This is a genomic window from Amycolatopsis sp. H20-H5 (genome assembly GCF_035828755.1).
Lineage (GTDB): Bacteria > Actinomycetota > Actinomycetes > Mycobacteriales > Pseudonocardiaceae > Amycolatopsis.
Genome location: NZ_JAYMZS010000118.1, coordinates 1 through 21,113, shown reverse-complemented (window position 1 = coordinate 21,113; position 21,113 = coordinate 1). Strand labels below are relative to the sequence as shown.

Genomic DNA, 21,113 nt, shown 5'->3' with positions numbered 1-21,113 from the left:
GCGTCAGTCGGGCCATTCCGGGGCGCGCTTCTCGAGGAACGCCGCCATGCCCTCGCGGGCGCCCGGGAGCTGGGAAGCCGCGGCCATGACCTCCAGCGCGATCGCGTAGGCGTCGGCCTCGGGGCGGTCGAGCTGGGCGTAGAGGGTCTGCTTGCCGAGCGCCTTGCCCGCCCGGCTGCCGCGGGTGGCCCTGGCCAGCAGCTCGGCGACGGCGTCGTCGAGGGCGTCGTCGGGGACCACTCGGTTGATCAAGCCCCAGTCGAGGGCGGTCGCCGCGTCGATCACGTCACCCGTCAGTGCGAGTTCCATGAGGCGCTTGCGGCCGATCGCGCGCGCCACCGGCACCGCCGGGGTGTGGCAGAACCAGCCGCCCTTGCCACCCGGGAGGGCGAATCCGGCGGACTCGGCCGCGACCGCGAGGTCGCACGAGGCCACCAGCTGGCAGCCCGCCGCGGTCGCGAGGCCGTGCACCCTGGCCACGACCACCTGCGGCGCCGACTGGAGAGCGCCCATCAGCTCGGTGCACAGCTTCAGCAGTGCGCGCACGCCCAGGAGGTCACGGGAGGCGACGTCGCCGAAGTCGTGACCGGCGGAAAAGACCGGCCCGGACCCGGCCAGCACGATCCCGGTCGCGTCGGTGGCCGACGCCTCCCGGACGGCCGCCAGCAGCTCCGCGAGGTGGTCCTCCGAGAGGGAGTTCCGCCGCGCCGCGCGGTTCATGGTGATGGTGACGGTTTCGCCGTCCCGCTTCACGAGGATGTGCTCGTACTCGACCATTCCCCGACGGTAACCCCCTGATCGCGCTGACGGAAAGTGCGCCGGTAGGAATCGGGCCCGACGCCGACCTCGTCGCGCAGCCTGCGGCGCAGGTTCGCCGCAGTGCCGAGCCCGGCGCGGCGGGCGACCCGCTCGACGGGGAGCTCGGTCGCCTCCAGCAGCCGTTGCGCGTACCGGACGCGCTGGCCGCGCAGCCAGCGGCCGGGGGTGCTCCCGGTGGCGCCGGCGAACTCCCGGTGGAAGGTCCGGGTGCTCATCCCGGCGTGCCCGACGAGGTCCTCGACCCCGATCTCCTCGCCGAGCCGCGCCAGCGCCCAGTCCATTGTGGACGCTATACCGGCCCGCGAAGGCCTGGTGGGCAACGGGCTTTCGATGTACTGCCGTTGCCCGCCCTCGCGCGCGGGTGGCATCACCAGCCGTCGCGCGAGGGCGGCCGCCACCTCGGCCCCGTGATCACGCCGGACCAGGTGCAGGCAGAGATCGAGGCCGCCGACGACACCGGCCGAGGTGAGCACCTCGTTCTCCTCGGTGTACAGCACGTCGCGGTGCACACGGGCCGCGGGTGCGGCGAGTTCGAGCTCGTCCAGCAGCCTCCAGTGGGTCGTCGCGGCGCGGCCGTCAAGCAGCCCGGCGGCCGCGAGCGTGAACGCACCCGAACACAGCGCGGCGACGGTGGCCCCGGCCGCGTGCGACCGCTGCAACGCCCGCACGGCCGACGCCGGAACCTCGGCGAGCGGGTCGGCACGGCCTGGGGCCAGCACAAGATCGCACCCGGCCAGCCCGGCGAGACCGTGGGTGGGCTTGACCTGGCCGATCGGGTGCAGCATGGTCGCGGACCGCCCGGCGCCGCACAACCGCAGCTCGAACGGCCCGATGCCGCTGTCGGCCCGGTCCTGCGCCCAGACCTCGCCGATCACGCCCAGGTCGAACTGCCGGGTGCCCGGCAGCAGGAGAACCCCGATAACCCGCATGGCAGAAAAGTACCGCATCGGAACAGATCTGCCACTCCCCTGCGCGACCGGAATGCGAGCAGGCTGCTGGACATGACGAACAAAGCACTCCTGCTCATCGACGTCCAGCGCGGTTTCGACGAAGCGCGGTTCTGGGGACCGCGCAACAATCCCTCGGCCGAGGCGAACATGAAGGCACTGCTCGACGCGTGGCAGGACCGGCGGCTGCCGGTGATCCTGGTGCACCACGACTCGGTGAAACCCGACTCCCCGCTACGCCCGGGGCAGACGGGCAACGACTTCAAGCCCGAACTCGACGGCGCGCGGCCGGACCTGGTGTTCGGGAAGAAGGTGAACTCGGCCTTCCTCGGCGACGTCGACCTGGACGCGTGGCTGCGCAAGCGCGGCATCACCGAGTTCGTGCTCGCGGGCATCCAGACGAACTTCTGTTGCGAAACGACGGCCAGGATGGGCGGAAACCTCGGCTACGACGTCACTTTCGCCCTCGACGCGACCTACACCTTCGACCTCGCCGGGCCCGACGGCACGGTCCTCACCGCCGAGCAGCTCTCCCAAGCCACCGCGACCAACCTGCACGGCGGCGGCTTCGCGACCGTCACGTCCACAAAGGACATCCTCGCCGCGCTCTGATGGTCCCTGAAGGCCACCATGACGGCGTTAGACGCCGTCGCGTGGGGACGCCATCAAGGATGGCCTTCAGGGGCAGTCACTTCAGGCCGTGTACCTCGCGGATCAGGGTGACGATGCCGTCCATGATGTCGGTGAGCTCGTAGTCCTTGGGCGTGAAGACGCGGGCGATACCGCGGTCGGTCAGCAGCTTCGCGTCGTCCGGCGGGATGATGCCGCCGACGATCACCGGGATGTCCCCGGCGCCCGCGGCGCGCAGCCCGTCGACCACGTGCGGCACGACCTCGAGGTGCGAGCCGGACAGCACCGAGAGCCCGACGACGTGCACGCCCTCCTGCACGGCGGCCGCGACGATCTGCTCGGGCGTGAGCCGGATGCCCTGGTAGATGACCTCGAACCCGACGTCGCGAGCCCGCACGGCGACCTGCTCGGCGCCGTTGGAATGCCCGTCGAGCCCCGGCTTCCCGACCAGGATCCGCAACCGTTCGCCGATTTCCGAGCCGGTCGCCTTGACGCGCTCACGCACCCGGATCAGCTCGGCGTTGCCCTCGCCGGGCGTCGGCGAGGCGGAAACCCCGGTCGGGGCCCGGTATTCGCCGAACACCTCACGCAGCGCACCGGACCACTCGCCGGTGGTCACCCCGGCGCGCGCACAGTCCACAGTGGCCTCGAACAGGTTCTTCGATGTCCCGGCGGCGGCCTTCAGCTCGGCCAGCGACCGCTCGGCCGCGGTGTTGTCGCGCCGCGAACGCCACTCCTCGATCGCGGCGACGGCTTCCTTCTCCACCGCCGGGTCGATGGTCTCGATCGCCTTCGCGCCCTCGGCCTGCAACGGGCTGGGCTCGGTCGTCTCGAACTTGTTGACCCCGACCAGGATCCGCTCGCCGTCCTCCATCCCGCGCCGCAGCTCCGCGAGCGAGGAAACGAGCTGCGACTTCATGTAGCCGCTCTCGACGGCGGGCACCGCGCCACCGAGGTCCTGCACGCGCGCGATCTCCTCGCGCGCGCCCTTCATGATCTCGTCGACCTTGGCCTGGATGACGTGCGAGCCGTCGAAAATGTCCTCGTACTCCAGCAGATCGGTCTCGAACGCGAGCACCTGCTGCATCCGCAACGCCCACTGCTGGTCCCACGGCCGGGGCAGCCCCAGCGCCTCGTTCCACGCCGGGAGCTGGATCGCCCGTGCCCGCGCGCCGCGCGAAAGCGACACCGCGAGCATTTCGAGGACGATGCGCTGGACGTTGTTCTCCGGCTGGGCCTCGGTCAAGCCGAGCGAGTTGACCTGAACGCCGTAGCGCAGCCGCCGCGCCTTCGCGTCCGTGACGCCGTAGCGCTCGAACGTGAGCTCGTCCCAGAGCGCGGTGAACGCGCGCATCTTGGACATCTCCTCGACGAACCGCACCCCGGCGTTGACGAAGAACGAGATCCGCGCGACCACCTTGGCCATGTCCGCCTGCTCGACCTGCCCGGAATCGCGGACGGCGTCGAGCACGGCGATCGCGGTGCACAGCGCGTACGCGACCTCCTGCGTCGGCGTCGCACCGGCTTCCTGCAGGTGGTAGCTGCAGATGTTGATCGGGTTCCATTTCGGCACGTGGTGCACGGTCCACGCGATCATGTCGGTGATCAGCCGCAGGCTCGGCCCCGGCGGGAAAATGTAGGTCCCGCGGGACAGGTACTCCTTGATGATGTCGTTCTGCGTGGTGCCGGTGAGCTTCGCGAGGACTTCCTCGACGTCACGGCCTTCAGCCTCCGCCTGCTCCTCCGCGACGGTGACGTACAGCGCCAGCAGCCACATGGCGGGCGCGTTGATCGTCATCGAGGTGTTGGCCTCGGCGAGCGGGATGCCGTCGAACAGCCGCCGCATGTCCCCGATGTGCGAGACCGGCACGCCGACCTTGCCGACCTCACCCTTGGACAGCTGGTGGTCGGGGTCGTAGCCGGTCTGCGTCGGCAGGTCGAAGGCGACCGAAAGACCGGTCTGTCCCTTCGCGAGGTTCCGGCGGTAGAGCTCGTTCGACGCGGCGGCCGAGGAGTGACCCGCATAGGTGCGCATCACCCAGGGCCGGTCCCGTTCACGATCCGATGGGTAGGGCACAGTGCACCTCCGGTGGACGACCCGCTGAGTGTACTAGCCGGTAACTTCGATCACCCAGTGGAATCGGACACGTTCGGGGTGGCAGCGAGAAAACATCCGGCTTCGCGTGAGCCCGCTGAGCTCGTGTGACGCGGCGGATAACCGGAGGAATTCCCGGCGGGTACCGGCTAACGTGCCGATACGTGACCTGGAGTGCGTACGGCAGTTACCTGATCATCGTCGTCCTCATCGTGCTGGCCCCCGGCCCCGACACGATGGTGGTCCTCAAGAACGCCCTCGCCGGCGGAAGCCGCGGCGGGCTGCTGGCGAGCTTCGGCATCTTCACCGGCAACGTCGTCCAGGGCACCGCGGCGGCACTCGGGCTCGGGGTGGTCATCGCCAAATCGCAGCCGGTGTTCCTCACCCTCAAGTGGCTGGGCGCGGCCTACCTCGCGTTCCTCGGCGTCCAGGCGCTGCGCGGCGCGTGGCGCGGCAAGTACGAACGGCTCGAGACCGCCACGGGCAGCCGGGCCAGCGGGTTCCGCCGGTGGCGCGAGGGATTCCTCTCCAACGTCACCAACCCCAAGGTGCTCGTGCTCTTCCTGTCGATCCTGCCCCAGTTCCTCGATCCCGCGACGACCACGACCTGGGACGCGCTGGGCCTGGCCTACACCGTCGCCGTGGTCGGCGGGCTGTGGCTGCTGGTGCTGATGTTCTTCATCAACCGGGTCCGCGGGGTGCTGGAACGCCGCAAGGTGCGCCGCGCTGTCGACGGTGTGACCGGGACCGCGTTGATCGGTTTCGGTGCGGCCCTGGCATGGGAGTCATGACCGGCATTAGCGTCGCCGCAGGACGTGGAGTGTTTACAGCAGCTTCGCGGCTGTGATGGCCGTGCTGGCCATGGTGCCCGGTCACGACAGCATGGTGGTGCACCGCGGTCGCGTTCGGGCTCGGCACGGTCATCACGCGCTCCCAGCCGGTGTTTCAGGCCGTGAAGCGGCTTGGCGTCGCATACCTGTGCTACCTCGGCTTTCAGGCCATCCGCGGCGCGTGGCGCGGGAACTACGACGCCCTCGAAGACGCGAAACGCGCCCGGATGAGCTGGTTACGCCGGTGGCGTGAGGGATTCCTGTCCAACATCACCAACCCCAAGGTCCTCGTGCTCTACCTTTCGGTGGTCCCCCAGTTCCTCACTCCGGGGGTCACCACCACCGGGAACGCCCTGCTGCTCGCCTACACCGTCGCGGTCGTCGGTGTGGTGTGGCAGCTGCTACTGCTGTTCTCAGTGCACCGGGTCCGCGTTTGGCTGGTCAGACACACTGTCCGCCGTACGCTCGACGGCGTCACCGGCACCGTGCTGATCGGTTTCGGAACGGCACTGGCACTGGAGTCGTAGTCGGCCTAGCGTGAAATCATGACCTGGGGCTTGTACGGCAGTTATGTGCTTTTTGTCCTTCTTGTCTTGTTGATTCCCGGACCGGACACCGCGGTGGTGATCAAGAATTCGCTGGGCGGCGGCGCCCGTGGCGGGATCTTGGCCTCGATCGGCATCGGTTCCGGCAACCTCGCGCAGGGCGTCGCGGCCGCGTTCGGGCTGAGCGCGCTCATCGCTCGTTCGGAGCCGCTGTTCCTCGCGCTGCGCTGGGCGGGCGCGGCGTACCTCGCCTACCTGGGCATCCGCGCGCTGATCTCGGCCTGGCGCGGCGACCACGTCGCGCTGGACGACATCCGGGGAGCCAAGGCGAGCGGGTACCGGCGCTGGCGCGAGGGATTCCTCTGCAATCTCACCAATCCCAAAGTGCTCGTGTTCTACCTTTCGATCCTGCCCCAGTTCCTCGACCCGGCCACCATGGGCGCGGCCGACGCACTGCTGCTCGCGACCACCGTGGCCGTGATGGCACTGCTGTGGCAGCTGGTCATCGTGTTCTTCGTGCACCGGGTGCGCGGCTGGCTTTCCCGGCGCCGGGTCCGGCGCGCGCTCGACGGCGTCACCGGAACCGCGCTGATCGGCTTCGGCGCGGCTCTCGCGCTGGAGAGCTGAGCGCCGGAACACCTCACCGGAGGACCTCGGCCAGCCAGTCGTAGATGCGGGACATCGCGAGGCGCTGTGCGCCGACGTGACAATGCGCGTCGGCGCCTTCGTCCACCGTGAACGTCATCAACGTCTTTTCGCAGGTGAGGTGCTCGAACAGGGCCTCGGGCTCCGCCTGGTTCTCCCCGTCTCCGGCGAAGAAGAGATCCTCCTCGGCCGAGCAGACGAGGGTGGGGCAGGTGATGCGTTCGGCCACGCCGTCACGCAGGTGGTAGTCGAGGTACTTGCCAAGGAATTCGCGATCCGACGCGGCCCCCATGACGTAACGGCCCTGGTCACAGGCCCATCGGAGGACGGGGCTCGCCTCGCGTCCGGCGGCGAGGATGGCGTCGAACTCGGCGTCGTGCTCGGCACGCGCACGGCGCTCCAGCTCTTCACGGCCGAACGGCAATGCCGAGACGAACGAACCAGTGGCGTCATAGACCCCGTCGACGGCGATGACCGCGGCGATTCTCGGTTCGAAGGCCGCCGCCCGTGGCGCGAGCATGCCGCCCAGACTGATGCCCAGCAGTGCGATCCTGGCGGGGTCCACCGCCGGGTTCCCGGCCAGGAAGTCGAGCACCGGCCCGACGACGTTCTCCCAATCCGGCCGGAACGGCAGCTTCTCCCGGTGGATCGCGCTGGGCTGGCCGGGACCGTCGAAGGTCAGGACGTGATAGCCGCGTTCCTGCCCGGCGAGTGCGCCGAAGAAGTGCATTTCCTCGGCGCTGCCGTCGAAACCGTTGTGCATGACCATCGTCGGCTTCGGGCCCTCCCCCGCCGCGCGATAGAAGTACCCGCGCAGAACTGTTCCCTCGTAAGGGATTTCGACCGATTCGATGGCCGGGGTGTACAACGCGGCCGCGGCGTGGAAACACTCGACATTGCGGGTGTAGGCGTACTCGACGCGCGGGTCGTCAGGGTTGCCGTGCAGGAAGAACTCGGCGGAGCGGTAGTAGGTCGCGGCGCGGAGGTAACCGTCTCGGGCACTCACCTCGTGCCCAGCCTCGAGACTGCGCGCGGCCTCGGCGGCGACCCGCTCGGCCGTCGCGAGCCAGGCGTCGTGCCAGCTGTCGTAGTCGCCGACGGTGATCTTTTCCGACGTCGACAGGATTTCGCCGAACTCCGAACCCCCATAGGAGGTGTGGCCGAACAGGCGCAGGGTCTCGTACCAGAACTGGACGTCTTCGGGGAACAGGAGCTGCTTCACATCGATCTCCTCAGAAATGGGTTTTGACGAACTCGGCAAAGCTGCGGGCGGGCGATCCGGTGACCCGCCCGACGGTGTCGGTGACCCGGTTTTCCGCGCCGCCACGGATGTCTTCGTCGAGCCCGGCGAGCATGTCCGCGAAATCCGCGGGAATACCGTTGCGCACCAGCAATTCGATGAACTCGGACACCTCGACCGGGCGATGGACGACGTCCAGCCCCGAAGCCTCGCCGATGATCGCCGCGGCCTCCGCGTAGCTGAGCGCGTCCGGGCCGGTGATGACGTGCGCGGTGTTGTGCGGCACGGCGTCGATCAGCGCGTGCCCGGCGACAGCGGCGATGTCGGCCGCGTCGACGAAGGCGACCCGGCCGTCACCCGTGGCCGTGACGATCTCGCCGCGGTCACGAATCCCCTGGGCCACCGGGTGTTCCCCGGCGAAGTTCTGCATGAACCAGGACGGCCGCAGCACCGCCCACTCGGGCACCCGCGTGCGGACCAGGCTGGCGAGCTCACCCATCCCCGGCGCGCCCTCCGGCACCGCAGAGGAACTGAGCAGCACGACCCGGCGGACGTCCGGCGCACCCGCCAGGAACGGCTCCACGAGCGGCACGGGCTCGGCGACGCCGATCGGTCCCACGAGGTAGATCCGATCGACCCCGCGCAGCGCCTCGGCGTGCGTCGAGGTGTCCGCCCAGTCGAACCGGACCTGATCCGGGCCGACGGGCTTCCGTGTCGCCTCGCGGACCCGGACCCCGCGTTCCCGCAGGAACGTGGTCACGCGGCTGCCGGTGGTGCCGGTGGAGCCGATGACCAGGACCGCGTCATTCATCACCGGCCCCCGAAAACGCCGACAGCAGCGTGTCCGCGCTGCCCATGGCCTCGGCCGCGGCGAGCGGGCTCCAGTAGTCGCGGTAACCGTGGATCTCGCCGTCCCGCACGGTGATGACCGAGATGTAGCGCATCACGTACGGCCGCCCGGTGGCGACCGTGACCCCGTCGACCTCGAACTCGACGATGACCACCCCCGGCTCGGTGGTCTCGTGCACCAGCTTCGAGGTGATGGCGCGGACGTCGACGTGGTCGGTGTAGTCGCGGAGGTAGGCACGGACCGCGTCACGGCCTTCGATCCGCTGCGGGTAGCCCGGCTGCGCGAAGGGGAACTCAATCGTGCCCCCGGTGGCCCACAGCCCGGCGAAACCGGCCATGTCGTGGGCGAGCAGGAACTCCATCGCCCGAGTGACGACTGCGTCGGCCTGGTGATCTGTCATGCGAGACTCCCGAATTTCGTTCGGACGATACGGTACCGTCCCATCCATAACGTACACGGGACGGCACCGTATCGTCCAGTCGCTACACTGACCCCCATGACCGACCGAGCCCGCCGTGCACCGACCGGCGCCGCCGTCCTCCAGCCGGAACTCACCGCCGCCATCACCGAGGCCGTGCTCGACGAACTGGCGACACAGGGCTACGGCAGGCTGTCGATGGAAGCGGTCGCCAAACGCGCGGGAGTGGGCAAGAGCGCGCTCTACCGGCGCTGGCCGTCCAAGCAGGAGATGGTGCTCGCGGTCATCAGCGACTTCAGCGTGGCGCTGGCGGAGGTCGAGGACACCGGCTCGCTCCGGGGCGACCTCGAAGCGACGCTCAAGGCGGTCCACGACTGGCTGGGGCATCCGCGCTTCTCACGGATCCTGCCGGACATGGTCGCCGAAATCGCCCGCACGCCCGGTATCGGCATCGCGGTGCGCGACATGATCGGCGGGCCGCGCCGGGCCCGTGCCGAGGTGATGCTGAAGCGCGCGATCGCTCGCGGCGAACTGTCGCCGGACATCAACCTGGAACTGGCGATGGACTTCCTGGCCGCGCCGATCTACTGGCGCGTCAACGTCCGCCACGCGCCCCTGGAGCCGAGCTACTTCGCCGACCTCGTCGAGATGTCCCTCCGGGCCCTCGACGCCCGCGAGGTTTGACTGCCCCTGAAGGCCACCATGAGGGACTTAGACGCCCTCATGGTGGCCTTCAGAGACTTCTGGGCGGACAAGCGCGGCCAGGCCACGGCGAAACCCGGCGATCATGACTCACTAACCGGTTGACCAGGTAAAAAAGAGTCTCGCGACAGCCACGGTTAGCTTCTTAAGTTCCTGACGGCGTAAAACGCCGTGATGGTGGCCTTCAGGGGCAACTGAATCAGGCGCGCTCGGGCTCACCTGCGACGCGCTCGATGCGGGCGCCGAGGCGGTTCAGGTTCTCGACGAAGTGCGGGTAGCCGCGGTCGATGTGGAAGACGTCCCAGACCTCGGTGACGCTGTCCGCGCAGAGACCCGCCAGCACGAGTCCGGCGCCCGCGCGGATGTCGGAGGCCCAGACCGGCGCGCTGGAGAGCTGCTCGATGCCGCGGACGACGGCGTGGTGGCCGTCGGTGCGGGCGTCGCCGGAGAGCCGGATGATCTCCTCGATGAAGCGGAACCGGGCCTCGTAGAGGTTTTCGGTGATCATCGCGGTGCCCTCGGAGATCGCGGACAGCGCGATCGCGAACGGCTGCAGGTCGGTGGCGAACCCCGGATAGGGCAGGGTCACCCAGTCGACCGCCTTCGGCCGCTCGGCCTGCACGACGCGGAAACCCTTGTCGTCGAAGATGGTGACCTCGGCGCCCGCCAGGCGCAGCTTGTCGAGGACCAGGTCGAGGTTGTGCGGGTTGACCCCGGTGACCGTCAGGTCGCCTCGCGTCATCACCGCGGCGAACGCCCAGGTCGCGCCCACGATCCGGTCGCCGATCACGCGATGCTCGGTGGGGTTCAGCTTCTCGACGCCGTGCACGGTCAGCGTCGAGGTCCCGGCGCCTTCGATCTTGGCGCCCATCTCGATGAGCATCGTGCAGATGTCGACGATCTCGGGCTCGCGGGCGGCGTTGTCGATGACCGTGGTGCCCTCGGCCAGCACGGCGGCCATCAGGATGTTCTCGGTCGCGCCGACGCTCGGGAAGTCCAGCCACACCTGCGCGCCGATGAGCGTCTCTGCGTCGGCCACGACACAGCCGTGCTCGATCGTGGTGGTCGCGCCCAGCTTGCGCAGGCCGCTCTGGTGCATGTCCAGCGGGCGCTGGCCGATGGCATCGCCGCCGGGCAGCGCGACGACGGCCTTGCGTAGCCTGCCGACCAGCGGTCCCAGCACGCAGACCGAGGCCCGCAGCTTGCCCATCGCGGGCGAATCCGCACGGTACGAAAGCTCGGCCGGGGTGGTGATCGTGACCGTGCCGCCGTCGAGGACGACCTCGCAGCCGACGCTGCGCAGGACGTCCGCCATCAGGGGGACGTCGAGGATCTGCGGGCAGTTCGTGATCGTGGTGGTGCCCTCGGCCAGCAAGGCCGCGGCCATCAGTTTGAGCACGCTGTTCTTGGCTCCGACCACGTCGACCTCGCCGACCAGCCGTGCCCCGCCATGCACGTCGAAGTGCTCGCTCATGGGCGCCAATCATGCCCTCTCGCCCAGTTTTGGCACTGGGCGGGGCAGCTATGGTGGGTTCATGGTCGTTCGCATCAATCGCGTCTACACCAAGGTCGGGGACACCGGCACCACCGCGCTCGGCGACGGGTCACGCGTGCCCAAGACGTCCGCGCGGCTCGCGGCTTACGCCGACGTGGACGAGGCCAACTCCGTGCTCGGGCTGGCGATCACGATGGGCGCCCTCGACGCCGAGATCGCGACGGTTCTGCAGTCGATCCAGAACGACCTGTTCGACGTCGGGGCGGACCTCTGCGCGCCCGTGGTGGAGAACCCGCCGTATCCGCCGCTGCGCATCACCGAGCCCTACATCGAGCGGCTCGAAGGCTGGTGCGACGAGTTCAACGAGCGGCTGCCCAAGCTGAACTCGTTCATCCTGCCCGGCGGCACCCCCGGCGCGGCCTTCCTGCACCAGGCGCGCACGGTCTCCCGGCGCGCCGAGCGCAGCGGCTGGGCACTGGTGGAGGACGACCCGGAGCGCACGAACGCACTCGCCGTGAAGTACCTCAACCGGCTTTCGGACCTGCTGTTCATCCTCGGCCGCCTGGCCAACCCCGACGGCGACATCCTCTGGAAGCCCGGCGGCGACGCCTAGCCCGCAACTCGTCGACGAGTCGTGGTGTCTCGCACGCAAGAGACCACAACCCGTCGACGAGTCGCGGAGGGGGAGCGTGGGTCAGTCGACCTGGAGCTCGCCCATCGGGCCCCAGCCGTCGACGTCCGGCAGGTTGTGGCTGATGATCTTCGGCGTGGCCGAGATGGCCCCGCGCATGGTGGCCAGGCCCTGCTTGAAGTGGTCGGAGTTGACGTGCGCTCCGCCCGCGTCGCCGTCACGGAAGCCCTCGACCAGGACGAACTCGTGCGGGTCGTCGACGCTGCGCGACCACTCGAAGAAGAGGTTGCCCTCCTCGCCGCGAGTCGAGGCGGTGAAGTCCGAGACGAGGTCGAGCCACCCGTCCACGTGCTCCGGCTTCACGGCGAACTTGACGACGATGAAGATCATCTGGCGCTGCCTTCCACTCATCACACTCGAGCGTCAGGCTAGCCGCTCAGCCGCTCACCGGCTGTCTCGTCTTGAGACGGGTCAGCTGGCGCGGCGCATGCGGTGGCCGGGAGGGGCCGACTCGAGCCAGGAAAGGAAGCCCGTCAGGGCTCCGGGGCCCATCGCGATCTCGATGGCCTCCTGCGTGGCGGACTCACAGCGCAGGACGACGGCGCCTTCGGGGACGGCGTAGGCCTCGGTGCCGGAGGGGTCCCGGCGGTCGGCGATCTCCAGGCTGCCGCGCTGGAAGACCCTGTCCGGCCCCGTGCGGAGACTCCACACCCGGAACCAGACGAACTGGTCACCCTCGTAGCGGCCCAGCCCGAGATGCCAGCTGGACCGCGCGCTGTCCGGACGCCACCGCAGCGCGACGCTCACGCCGCCACCACGGCGCATCCGGACCCAGCGCAGGGTGTACCAAGCGGCCACGGCGGCGAGCACGATCAGGAGCCCGAGAACAACCACGGTGATTTCCACGGTTCGGCTCCTGCCCGTCGCTCGGTCAGACCGACTGACCGGCCGCGCGCAACTGGGCTGTTGCCCTGGTCCGCTCTGCGTCGTCGTCGGCTGTCAGTGCCGCCTTGGCGGCGTCGACGTCGATCTCGTCCGAAAGCTCTGCGCTCTCCGCGAGGATGCTGACGCCCGTGCCGGTGACCGACAGGAAACCGCCATGTACGGCGGCGCAGACCGTCTCACCGTCCGTAGTGGTCACCTTGACGACGCCACCCTCGACCAGCTGACCGAGTACCGGTTCGTGGCCGGGCATGATGCCGATCTCACCCTCGGTGGTCTGGGCCACCACGAAAGTCGCAGTTCCCGACCAGAGACGGCGCTCGACGGCTACCAGCTCGACAGAGATCTCAGCCACGTAGCTCTCCTCCAACTCGGGGGTTAGCACCGAGTGTAATAGGTCTTGGTCCGACTATGAGAACGACGGGACCAGAGTCCACTTTAGACACCAGCCCCGCCGCTCCGCAGAGATCACTTCTTGGTGATTTCCTTGTACTTCTTCTCGAGGTCGTCGAGGCCACCGATACCCAGGAACGCCTGCTCCGGGTAGCGGTCGAAGTCGCCCTTGGCGATCTTGTCGAACGACTCGATCGTCTCGGACAGCGGCACGGTGGAGCCCGGCTGACCGGTGAACTGCTCCGCGACCAGCATGTTCTGCGAGAGGAAACGCTCGATCCGGCGCGCCCGGTTCACGGTGAGCTTGTCCTCTTCGGAAAGCTCGTCCATGCCGAGGATCGCGATGATGTCCTGCAGCTCCTTGTACTTCTGCAGGATCCGGATGACCTCGGACGCGACGCGGTAGTGCTCCTCGCCGACGATCGCCGGGTCGAGGATCGTCGACGACGACGACAGCGGGTCGACAGCCGGGAAAATACCCTTCTGGAAGACACCACGCGAAAGCTCGGTGGTGGCGTCCAGGTGGGCGAAGGTGGCTGCCGGCGCGGGGTCGGTGTAGTCGTCCGCGGGCACGTAGACGGCCTGCATCGAGGTGATCGAGCTACCCCGGGTCGAGGTGATGCGCTCCTGGAGCACACCCATCTCGTCCGCCAGCGTCGGCTGGTAACCCACGGCCGAAGGCATCCGGCCCAGCAGGGTCGACACCTCGGAACCGGCCTGGGTGAACCGGAAGATGTTGTCGATGAACAGCAGCACGTCCTGGTTCTGCACATCGCGGAAGTACTCCGCCATGGTGAGTGCGGACAGCGCGACCCGCATACGCGTGCCCGGCGGCTCATCCATCTGGCCGAAGACGAGGGCGGTGTCGTTGATGACGCCGTCCTCGCTCATCTCGAGGAAGAGGTCGTTGCCCTCACGGGTGCGCTCGCCGACACCGGCGAACACCGAGGTGCCACCGAAGTTCTTGGCGACACGGGTGATCATCTCCTTGATGAGCACCGTCTTGCCGACACCGGCACCGCCGAACAGGCCGATCTTGCCACCGCGGACGTACGGGGTGAGCAGGTCGACGACCTTGAGGCCGGTCTCCAGCATCTCGATCTTGCCCTCGAGCTGGTCGAAGGGCGGCGGGTTGCGGTGGATGCCCCAGCGCTCGAGGTCGTCACCGTAACCGGGGACGTCGAGGCACTCGCCCAGCGCGTTGTAGACGTGGCCCTTGACCTTGTCGCCGACCGGCACCGTGATGGGGCCGCCGGTGTCGGTGACGGGGGCGCCACGAACCAGGCCGTCCTGCGGCTGGAGCGAAATGGTGCGCACCAGGTTGTCGCCGAGGTGGCTGGCGACCTCGAGGGTGACGGTCTTGCGCAGCTGCTCGAACTCGATCTCGACCTTGAGCGCGTTGAACTGGGCGGGCACGGAACCGCGCGGGAATTCGACGTCGACGACCGGTCCGGTCACCGAGACGATGCGCCCCTTGGCACGGGGGGTTTCAGTACTGGTCATCGCTAGTCATCACTTCCGTGTTGATTCGGGCGCGCGATCGCATTTGCGTAGACGGACCTCCGGCCCGGCTCCGCAAATGCGAGGCCTTCGGCCAGAGCGCGCCTGGTGGCACAGAAACAGGTGAAGTCACCCATCACTCGTCTCCAGCCGCTGCGGTCAGCGCGTTGGCGCCACCGACGATTTCGCTGATCTCCTGGGTGATCTGGGACTGACGCGCCTGGTTGGCCTCGCGGCTGAGCGCGTTGACCAGGTCGTTCGCGTTGTCCGACGCCGCCTTCATCGCGGTACGGCGGGCTGCCAGTTCGGAAGCCGCCGACTCCAGCAACGCCGCGTAGATCCGCGTGTTGATGTACTTCGGCAGCAGGGCGGCCAGCAGCTTGTCCGCGGTCGGCTCGAACTCGTAGGCCGGAAGCAGCCCGGTGGGCGCCTCTTCCTCACCGTCCGAGTACTCGACTTCCAGCGGCGCGACGCGCTTGGCGACCGGCTTCTGGGTCAGCATCGAGACGAACTCGGTGTAGACGACATGGATCTCGTCGACGCCGAGCACACCGTCGCTGTTGCCCGCTTCGTCATCCGCACCGGACAAGAAGGACTGGACCAGCGCCTCCCCGGCCGTGACCGCGTTGACGTAGCCAGGCTGGTCGGAGAAGCCCGTCCAGCTTTCGACGATGTCGCGGTTACGGAACCGGAAGTAGCTCAGGCCCTTGTTGCCGATCAGGTAGACCTGCGGCTCCTTGCCCTGCGAGCGCAGGAGGGAGAGCAACTCTTCGGTCGCCCGCAGCACGTTGGAGTTGTAGCCACCGCACTGACCCTTGTCACTGGTCACCACGAGGACCGCGACGCGCTTCGCGTCGGGCCGCTCGGTGAGCAGCGGGTGGTCCAAAGTGGACGCGGCACCGGCCAGGGCCGAGAGCACCTTCGTGATCTCGTCCGAGTACGGCCGGGACGCGGCCACCTTCGCCCGCGCCTTGGTGATGCGCGAGGTGGCGATGAGCTCCATCGCCTTGGTGATCTTGCCGATCGACTTGGTCGCCTTGATGCGCGACCGGAGTTCGCGGAGTTGTGCGGCCATGAGCTACCAGCTCACTTCTTGGGGGCGGGCTTGTTGACCTTGACGGTCTCCTGCCCGACCTTGTCGGCGGCCATCGCGTCCGCGTCGGCCCCGGTGACGCTGCTGCCGTCGGTGGCGGTGAACTCCTTCTTGAACTCGTTCACGGCCGCGACCAGCGCGTCGCGGGAGTCGTCGGAGAACTGACCCGACTCGCGGATCTCCTTGAGCAGCTCCGGGTGCTTACGCCGGGCCGAGTCGAGGAACTCGTGGTTGAAGCGGCGGGTGTCCTCGGTCGGGACCGTGTCGAAGTGGCCCTTCGTGCCCAGGAACACCGTGCAGACCTGCTCCTCGACCGGGATCGGGGAGTACTGCGGCTGCTTGAGCACCTCGTACAGGCGGACACCACGGTCCAGCTGCGCCTTGGACGCCGCGTCGAGGTCCGAGGCGAAGGCCGAGAACGCCTTCAGCTCCTCGTACTGCGACAGGTCGATCCGGAGCGAACCGGACACCGAGCGCATCGCCCTGACCTGCGCCGAACCACCGACCCGGGAGACCGAGATGGTGACGTCGACCGCGGGCCGCTGGCCCGAGTTGAACAGGTCCGACTGGAAGAAGCACTGCCCGTCGGTGATCGAGATGACGTTGGTCGGGATGTACGCCGACACGTCGTTGGCCTTGGTCTCGATGACCGGGAGACCGGTCAGCGAGCCCGCGCCCAGCTCGTCCGAGAGCTTGGCACACCGCTCGAGGAGACGGGAGTGCAAGTAGAAGACGTCGCCGGGGAAGGCTTCGCGGCCCGGCGGGCGACGCAGCAACAGCGACAGCGCGCGGTACGCGTCGGCCTGCTTGGTCAGGTCGTCGAACACGATGAGGACGTGCTTGCCCTGGTACATCCAGTGCTGGCCGATGGCCGAGCCGGTGTACGGCGCGATCCACTTGAAGCCCGCCGAGTCCGACGCGGGGGCCGCGACGATGGTCGTGTACTCCAGCGCGCCGGCGTCCTCGAGGGACTTCTTGACGGCCGCGATGGTCGAGCCCTTCTGGCCGACAGCGACGTAGATGCAGCGAACCTGCTTCTTCGGGTCGCCGGTCTCCCAGTTGGCCTTCTGGTTGATGATCGTGTCGACGCAGACCGCGGTCTTGCCGGTCTTGCGGTCGCCGATGATCAGCTGACGCTGGCCGCGGCCGATCGGGGTCATCGAGTCGATCGCGGTGATGCCGGTCTGCAGCGGCTCCTTCACCGGCTGGCGCTCGACCACCGAAGCGGCCTTGACCTCCAGCGGGCGACGCTCTTCGGTTTCGATGTCACCGAGACCGTCGAGCGGCTTGCCGAGCGGATCGACGACGCGGCCGAGGTAACCCTCGCCGACCGGCACCGACAGCACCTGTCCGGTGCGCTTGACCTGCTGGCCTTCGACGACCGATTCCGAGTCACCGAGGATGGCGCAACCGATGGAGCGCGCGTCCAGGTTCAGTGCCACGCCGAGGACCCCGCCGGGGAACTCGAGCAGCTCGTTGGCCATGGTCGAGGGAAGGCCCTCGACGTGGGCGATACCGTCTCCGGCGTCGATGACGACACCGACCTCTTCCCGGCTTACGTCCGGGGCGTAACTCGAGACGTAGTTCTCGATCGCACTGCGGATCTCGTCCGAGGAGATCGTCAGCTCCGCCATGTCGTTCCCGCTCTCGCTTCGTTCTTGCCAGTGTGCAAAGTCTGTGTGGTTGGCACGGGTCTCAGCCGGCCAGCCTGCGGCGCAGGGCGTCCAGTCGGCCCGCCGTGCTGCCGTCGATGACCTCGTCGCCGACGCGGACGACAAGTCCGCCGCCGAGCTTCGGGTCAACCTCGACGTGCAGCGCGATCGGCCGCTCGTAGAGGCCGGTCAGCTTGGCGCCGAGCTGGGTCTTCTGCTCGTCGGACAGCTCGCTGGCGCTGGTCACGTACGCGACCGAACGCCGGCGGCGCTCCGCGGCCAGGCGGACCAGCTCGTCGAGCCCCTTGCCGACCCCGCGCCCCTTGGCACGCAGTACGGCCTGCTCGACCAGCGTCTTGGTGACCACGTCCACCTTGTCGGCGAACAGGCCACGGACCAGGTTGCGCTTGGCCTCGGCCGGAGCCGTCAGGTCGGACATCGCCCGCTCGAGGTCGGGCGAGCCCGCCACGATCCGGGCGACCCGGAACAGCTGGTCCTCGATGAGGTCGAGGTTGCCCGTCTTCTCGGCACTGGTCAGCAGCGCCGAGCGGCCGAGCGATTCGAGCCCGTCGACCAGCTGGCGGGGGCTGGACCAGCGGCTGCCTGCCACGGTGTCGAGCACCTGCAGGGTCGGTTCCGAGACCTTGCCCGCGAGCAGCCCGCGGACCAGGCCCTGGCGGGCCTCGGGGGCGGCCGAACCGTCACTGACGGAACGGCGCAGGCCGATCTCGGAGTCGAGCAGGTCGACGACCGAGAGCAGCTCGTCGCCGACCGTCGCCGGGTCTGTGCCCGCGGCGGCCAGAACCTCGCCGAGCGTGTTCTCGGCGAGGTCGAGCGCTTCACGGCTCGCAGCATGCAGCGTCATCTGGTTCTACTTCCCCGCTCCGTTGGAGGCACCGGCGGACTCGAGCTCCGCGAGGAACCGGTCCACGGTGCCGCGGCGGCGCGCCTCGTCCTCGAGCGACTCGCCGACGATGCGGCCGGCCAGCTCGACGGCGTTGCGGCCCATCTCGGCGCGCAGCTCGGCGACGATCTGTGCCTTCTGCGCCTGCAGCTGAGCTTCACCCTGAGCGACGATGCGACGCTGGTCCGCCTCGGCCTCGGCGCGGAGCTCCGCCTTGATCTGCTCGGCTTCGAGCCGGGCGTCGTCACGGATTTTCGCCGCTTCCGACCGAGCTTCGGCCAGCTGCGCCTTGTACTCCGCCAGGTTCTCTTCGGCCTCGGCCTGCGCCTTTTCGGCCTTCTCGATGCCGCCTTCGATCTTGGCGGCACGCTCCTCGTAAGCGGTCTCGAAACGCGGGACCACGTACTTCTTGAGGACAAGCAGCAGAATGATGAAGGCGACCAAGCCGAGGATCAGCTCAGGAACCTCCGGCACGATCGGCAGCGGCGTTTCTGAGGCCACCACCAGTTCGGTCTTCAGCACAACGTCTCCTTAAGCGATGAGCGGGTGACTCAGGCGGAGGCGATGAAGTAAATGACGATACCGATCAGCGCGAGGACCTCGGTAAGCACGAAGGTGGTGAAGCCGATGTTCATCAGCTTGCCCTGGGCCTCCGGCTGACGCGCGGTGCCGTTGATGACGGCGGCGAAGATCAGGCCGACACCGATACCGGGGCCGATGGCGCCGAGACCGTAACCAATGGCCGCGAGACCCGGGTTGATGCTGGCGGCAGTCTGCGCGAGAACCTCTGTGGTCACTTGCATTTCCTTCCAACTCGGTCCGCAGGTACGCGGATCGGGGGCTTTGTTGTACTCAGTGCTCCGACGCCAGTGCGGCGCCGATGTAACTCGCGGCCAAGGTCGCGAAGATGTAGGCCTGCAGCACCTGGATGAAGGCCTCGAGGAAAGTCATGGCGATGGCGAAGATCCATGCCACGGCCGAAACCGGCTTCAGCGCGGCGCTCGCCTCGGACAACATGAAGCTGCCGCCCAGGGTGAACACGATGATGATCAGGTGGCCGGCGAACATCGCCGCGAAGACTCGGATGGCCAGCGTGAGCGGGGCCAGGAAGAACTTCTGCGCGAACTCGATCGGCACGAACAGCGGAAGCACGAATCCGGGCACACCCGGCGGTGCCAGTTCCTTCTTCAGGTAGTGCCCCAGCCCGTGCCGCTTGATGCCGACGTAGTGGTACACGGGGTAGACCACCAGCACCGACAACGCGACCGGGAAGCCGAAGCGCGCCATGGTCGGGAACTGGATGACCGGGATGATTCCGAAGAGGTTGTTCACCAGTACGAAGGTGAACAACGCGGTGATCAACGGGATGAAGGGCTTGAAGTCCTTCGAGCCGATCTGCTCGCGGGCGATGTTGTTGCGGCCGAAGTCGTAGAGTGACTCGGCGAAGAACTGATTCTTGCCAGGGATGATCTTCAGCTTGCGCGTCGAGATCACGAAGTAGGCGAGAATGATGACCACCGACAGCACGACGAGCAGCATCGGCTTGGTGACGCCCCAAGTGCCGGATCCGAAGATCGGCGGCAGGACAAAAGCTTCGGTGCCGGGGGGCTTAAAAGTCGGACCCTCGGCCAGTACCAGCGCGCCCAACTGGGCTCCTTCCGGTTCTCCCGGCCGGCGTTCACTCCGCCGGGGGAATCGTCACGATCTGGACTTAACGTACCCGATACGTATCAGGCAGTCTGAGGCGGCTACCCCACTGTGTGGTGAACCGATGTTCACGTTCCGCACACAGTGAGTTCTCAGCAGAAGGCTCCCGGGAGACGATGGCCTACCAGCGGGAATGTCAACGAGCCAACTCGGTCGCGACGCTGCTGATCGGGGTTCGTCGTGGGAGCTAGCGGCCAAGGCCGCCGCCCACGATGCGGACGATACCAGGGGGTACCACCGCGCCGTACGGGCGTACTCCTAACCAGCCGAATGGCCGAGGACCTAGGTCCTGACCAGGCACGGGACCTAGGTCCCGCGCCGCTGGGACTAGCTGGTGATGATCGTCGGGATCTTGGTCAGCTTGAACGCGCGGACGTCCATCGCGGCGGCCGCGAGGATCACCGCGAGCAGGCTGAGGCCGAGGCTCAACGTCGTCACCCAGGTCGCCCCCTTGAGCAGCGTCAGCGCGCCGAAGAGCACCAGGATCTTGAAGAAGTAGCCACCAAGCGCGATCGCCATGACGAACATCGGGTCGAGCCCGGCGCTGAACTTCATCATGCCGATGGTCGCCAGCGACGACAGCAGCCCGAGCACCCCGCCGACCAGCGCGCCGACGAGCCCCGGCGTGCCCTGCACGATCAGGAAGACCACAGCGGCGGCGACCACCACCGGCGGCACGACCAGCAACGTGGCCTTCTGCATCGCCGCGGCGAGCGTCAGCACGGATTTGGCGTGCGGGTTCTCCGGCTCGACGGCGGGCGCGGTGGCCTGCTCGATGTCCGGTTCCACAGTGTTCTCGCCGGCACCGGTGTCGGTGTCACTCATCTCGGCACTCCCTGATTGCGTGACCTCAGTCTAGGGATGACCGAAACGCCGACCGCGAGCAGCAGGGCGAGACCGACTATCCAGTACACCGCGCCGCCGTCGAACAGCGTCACCGAGACCGCGCCGAAGGCCAGGATCCCCGCCCACCGGTAGATGAGCAACACTGCCCGGCGCTCGTAATGGCCGATCTCGAGCTCCCGCTGGTGCAGGTGCAAGATGTCAGCCGCGCTCGGGCTCTCGACGCGTCGCG

General features: G+C 68.1%; 23 protein-coding genes and 2 pseudogenes. 6 read left to right on the top strand and 19 right to left on the bottom strand.

Going from position 1 to position 21,113, the window contains the following annotated elements:
• Positions 1-3: 3 nt before the first annotated feature.
• Complete coding sequence (locus QMK34_RS38860) at positions 4-777, bottom strand: enoyl-CoA hydratase-related protein (RefSeq protein ID WP_326419793.1); 774 nt, start codon at positions 775-777, stop codon at positions 4-6.
• Positions 750-1,748 carry a GlxA family transcriptional regulator gene (locus tag QMK34_RS38855; RefSeq protein ID WP_326419791.1) on the bottom strand — a complete coding sequence of 333 codons (999 nt, stop codon included), beginning with the start codon at positions 1,746-1,748 and terminating at the stop codon, positions 750-752. Before QMK34_RS38855 ends, QMK34_RS38860 begins: the two co-directional genes overlap by 28 nt.
• A 72-nt stretch (positions 1,749-1,820) precedes the next feature.
• Here QMK34_RS38855 and QMK34_RS38850 point away from each other — a divergent pair, with 72 nt between their 5' ends.
• Positions 1,821-2,378 carry a cysteine hydrolase family protein gene (locus QMK34_RS38850; RefSeq protein WP_326419790.1) on the top strand — a complete coding sequence of 186 codons (558 nt, stop codon included), beginning with the start codon at positions 1,821-1,823 and terminating at the stop codon, positions 2,376-2,378.
• A 76-nt stretch (positions 2,379-2,454) separates the two neighbouring features.
• On the opposite strand, the gene QMK34_RS38845 is transcribed toward QMK34_RS38850, so the two are convergent.
• Complete coding sequence (locus QMK34_RS38845; protein WP_326419789.1) at positions 2,455-4,473, bottom strand: protein meaA; 2,019 nt, start codon at positions 4,471-4,473, stop codon at positions 2,455-2,457.
• Between the two features lie 182 nt (positions 4,474-4,655).
• On the opposite strand from QMK34_RS38845, the gene QMK34_RS38840 reads away from it, so the two are divergent.
• The 3 genes and pseudogenes from QMK34_RS38840 (at position 4,656) to QMK34_RS38830 (ending at position 6,493) form a co-directional block, all read left to right on the top strand.
• Complete coding sequence (locus QMK34_RS38840) at positions 4,656-5,282, top strand: LysE family translocator (RefSeq protein ID WP_326419788.1); 627 nt, start codon at positions 4,656-4,658, stop codon at positions 5,280-5,282.
• Between the two features lie 55 nt (positions 5,283-5,337).
• Positions 5,338-5,848 (top strand): annotated as a pseudogene (locus QMK34_RS38835) (LysE family translocator).
• A gap of 18 nt (positions 5,849-5,866) precedes the next feature.
• Positions 5,867-6,493, top strand: coding sequence for a LysE family translocator (locus QMK34_RS38830; protein ID WP_326419787.1), 627 nt, complete (start codon positions 5,867-5,869; stop codon positions 6,491-6,493).
• Positions 6,494-6,506: 13 nt separating this feature from the next.
• Here QMK34_RS38830 and QMK34_RS38825 read toward each other — a convergent pair whose 3' ends face one another.
• From QMK34_RS38825 to QMK34_RS38815, 3 genes are read right to left on the bottom strand one after another with little or no spacing between them, the layout of a single operon-like run.
• Positions 6,507-7,733, bottom strand: a complete 1,227-nt coding sequence (locus QMK34_RS38825) for an alpha/beta hydrolase family protein (protein ID WP_326419786.1) — start codon at positions 7,731-7,733, stop codon at positions 6,507-6,509.
• A gap of 10 nt (positions 7,734-7,743) precedes the next feature.
• Positions 7,744-8,562, bottom strand: a complete 819-nt coding sequence (locus QMK34_RS38820) for an ergot alkaloid biosynthesis protein (RefSeq protein ID WP_326419785.1) — start codon at positions 8,560-8,562, stop codon at positions 7,744-7,746.
• The gene (locus QMK34_RS38815) at positions 8,555-9,001 is read right to left on the bottom strand and encodes a nuclear transport factor 2 family protein (RefSeq protein WP_326419784.1); all 447 of its coding nucleotides are present in this window, start codon (positions 8,999-9,001) and stop codon (positions 8,555-8,557) included. Before QMK34_RS38815 ends, QMK34_RS38820 begins: the two co-directional genes overlap by 8 nt.
• A gap of 96 nt (positions 9,002-9,097) precedes the next feature.
• Here QMK34_RS38815 and QMK34_RS38810 point away from each other — a divergent pair, with 96 nt between their 5' ends.
• Complete coding sequence (locus QMK34_RS38810) at positions 9,098-9,703, top strand: TetR/AcrR family transcriptional regulator (protein ID WP_326419783.1); 606 nt, start codon at positions 9,098-9,100, stop codon at positions 9,701-9,703.
• Between the two features lie 217 nt (positions 9,704-9,920).
• Here the strand turns inward: QMK34_RS38810 and murA are convergent, their stop codons facing one another.
• Positions 9,921-11,195 carry a UDP-N-acetylglucosamine 1-carboxyvinyltransferase gene (gene murA / locus QMK34_RS38805; protein ID WP_326419782.1) on the bottom strand — a complete coding sequence of 425 codons (1,275 nt, stop codon included), beginning with the start codon at positions 11,193-11,195 and terminating at the stop codon, positions 9,921-9,923.
• A gap of 61 nt (positions 11,196-11,256) precedes the next feature.
• On the opposite strand from murA, the gene QMK34_RS38800 reads away from it, so the two are divergent.
• Positions 11,257-11,829 (top strand): cob(I)yrinic acid a,c-diamide adenosyltransferase, encoded by a 573-nt coding sequence (locus QMK34_RS38800; RefSeq protein ID WP_326419781.1) that lies wholly within the window; start codon positions 11,257-11,259, stop codon positions 11,827-11,829.
• Between the two features lie 81 nt (positions 11,830-11,910).
• Here QMK34_RS38800 and QMK34_RS38795 read toward each other — a convergent pair whose 3' ends face one another.
• The 12 genes and pseudogenes from QMK34_RS38795 to QMK34_RS38740 form a co-directional block, all read right to left on the bottom strand.
• Positions 11,911-12,258 (bottom strand): putative quinol monooxygenase, encoded by a 348-nt coding sequence (locus QMK34_RS38795; RefSeq protein ID WP_442785315.1) that lies wholly within the window; start codon positions 12,256-12,258, stop codon positions 11,911-11,913.
• A gap of 60 nt (positions 12,259-12,318) precedes the next feature.
• Entirely contained in the window at positions 12,319-12,753 is a 435-nt protein-coding gene (locus QMK34_RS38790) for a DUF2550 domain-containing protein (protein ID WP_326419780.1), read from the bottom strand.
• A 25-nt stretch (positions 12,754-12,778) separates the two neighbouring features.
• Complete coding sequence (locus QMK34_RS38785; RefSeq protein WP_326419779.1) at positions 12,779-13,144, bottom strand: F0F1 ATP synthase subunit epsilon; 366 nt, start codon at positions 13,142-13,144, stop codon at positions 12,779-12,781.
• 113 nt (positions 13,145-13,257) lie between these two features.
• Complete coding sequence (gene atpD, locus QMK34_RS38780; protein WP_326419778.1) at positions 13,258-14,685, bottom strand: F0F1 ATP synthase subunit beta; 1,428 nt, start codon at positions 14,683-14,685, stop codon at positions 13,258-13,260.
• A gap of 133 nt (positions 14,686-14,818) precedes the next feature.
• Complete coding sequence (locus QMK34_RS38775) at positions 14,819-15,757, bottom strand: F0F1 ATP synthase subunit gamma (RefSeq protein WP_326419777.1); 939 nt, start codon at positions 15,755-15,757, stop codon at positions 14,819-14,821.
• 11 nt (positions 15,758-15,768) lie between these two features.
• Positions 15,769-17,409 carry a F0F1 ATP synthase subunit alpha gene (gene atpA / locus QMK34_RS38770; RefSeq protein WP_326419776.1) on the bottom strand — a complete coding sequence of 547 codons (1,641 nt, stop codon included), beginning with the start codon at positions 17,407-17,409 and terminating at the stop codon, positions 15,769-15,771.
• Between the two features lie 61 nt (positions 17,410-17,470).
• Complete coding sequence (locus QMK34_RS38765) at positions 17,471-18,292, bottom strand: F0F1 ATP synthase subunit delta (RefSeq protein ID WP_326419775.1); 822 nt, start codon at positions 18,290-18,292, stop codon at positions 17,471-17,473.
• A 6-nt stretch (positions 18,293-18,298) separates the two neighbouring features.
• Positions 18,299-18,853, bottom strand: a complete 555-nt coding sequence (locus tag QMK34_RS38760; RefSeq protein WP_326419774.1) for a F0F1 ATP synthase subunit B — start codon at positions 18,851-18,853, stop codon at positions 18,299-18,301.
• 29 nt (positions 18,854-18,882) lie between these two features.
• On the bottom strand, positions 18,883-19,134 hold the full coding sequence (locus QMK34_RS38755) for an ATP F0F1 synthase subunit C (RefSeq protein WP_442785314.1): 252 nt from the start codon (positions 19,132-19,134) through the stop codon (positions 18,883-18,885).
• 49 nt (positions 19,135-19,183) lie between these two features.
• Entirely contained in the window at positions 19,184-19,978 is a 795-nt protein-coding gene (gene atpB / locus QMK34_RS38750) for a F0F1 ATP synthase subunit A (protein WP_326419772.1), read from the bottom strand.
• Between the two features lie 387 nt (positions 19,979-20,365).
• The gene (locus QMK34_RS38745) at positions 20,366-20,863 is read right to left on the bottom strand and encodes a hypothetical protein (RefSeq protein WP_326419771.1); all 498 of its coding nucleotides are present in this window, start codon (positions 20,861-20,863) and stop codon (positions 20,366-20,368) included.
• A pseudogene (locus tag QMK34_RS38740) lies at positions 20,860-21,113 on the bottom strand (undecaprenyl-phosphate alpha-N-acetylglucosaminyl 1-phosphate transferase); the annotation flags it as partial. The pseudogene QMK34_RS38740 and the gene QMK34_RS38745, both read right to left, overlap by 4 nt.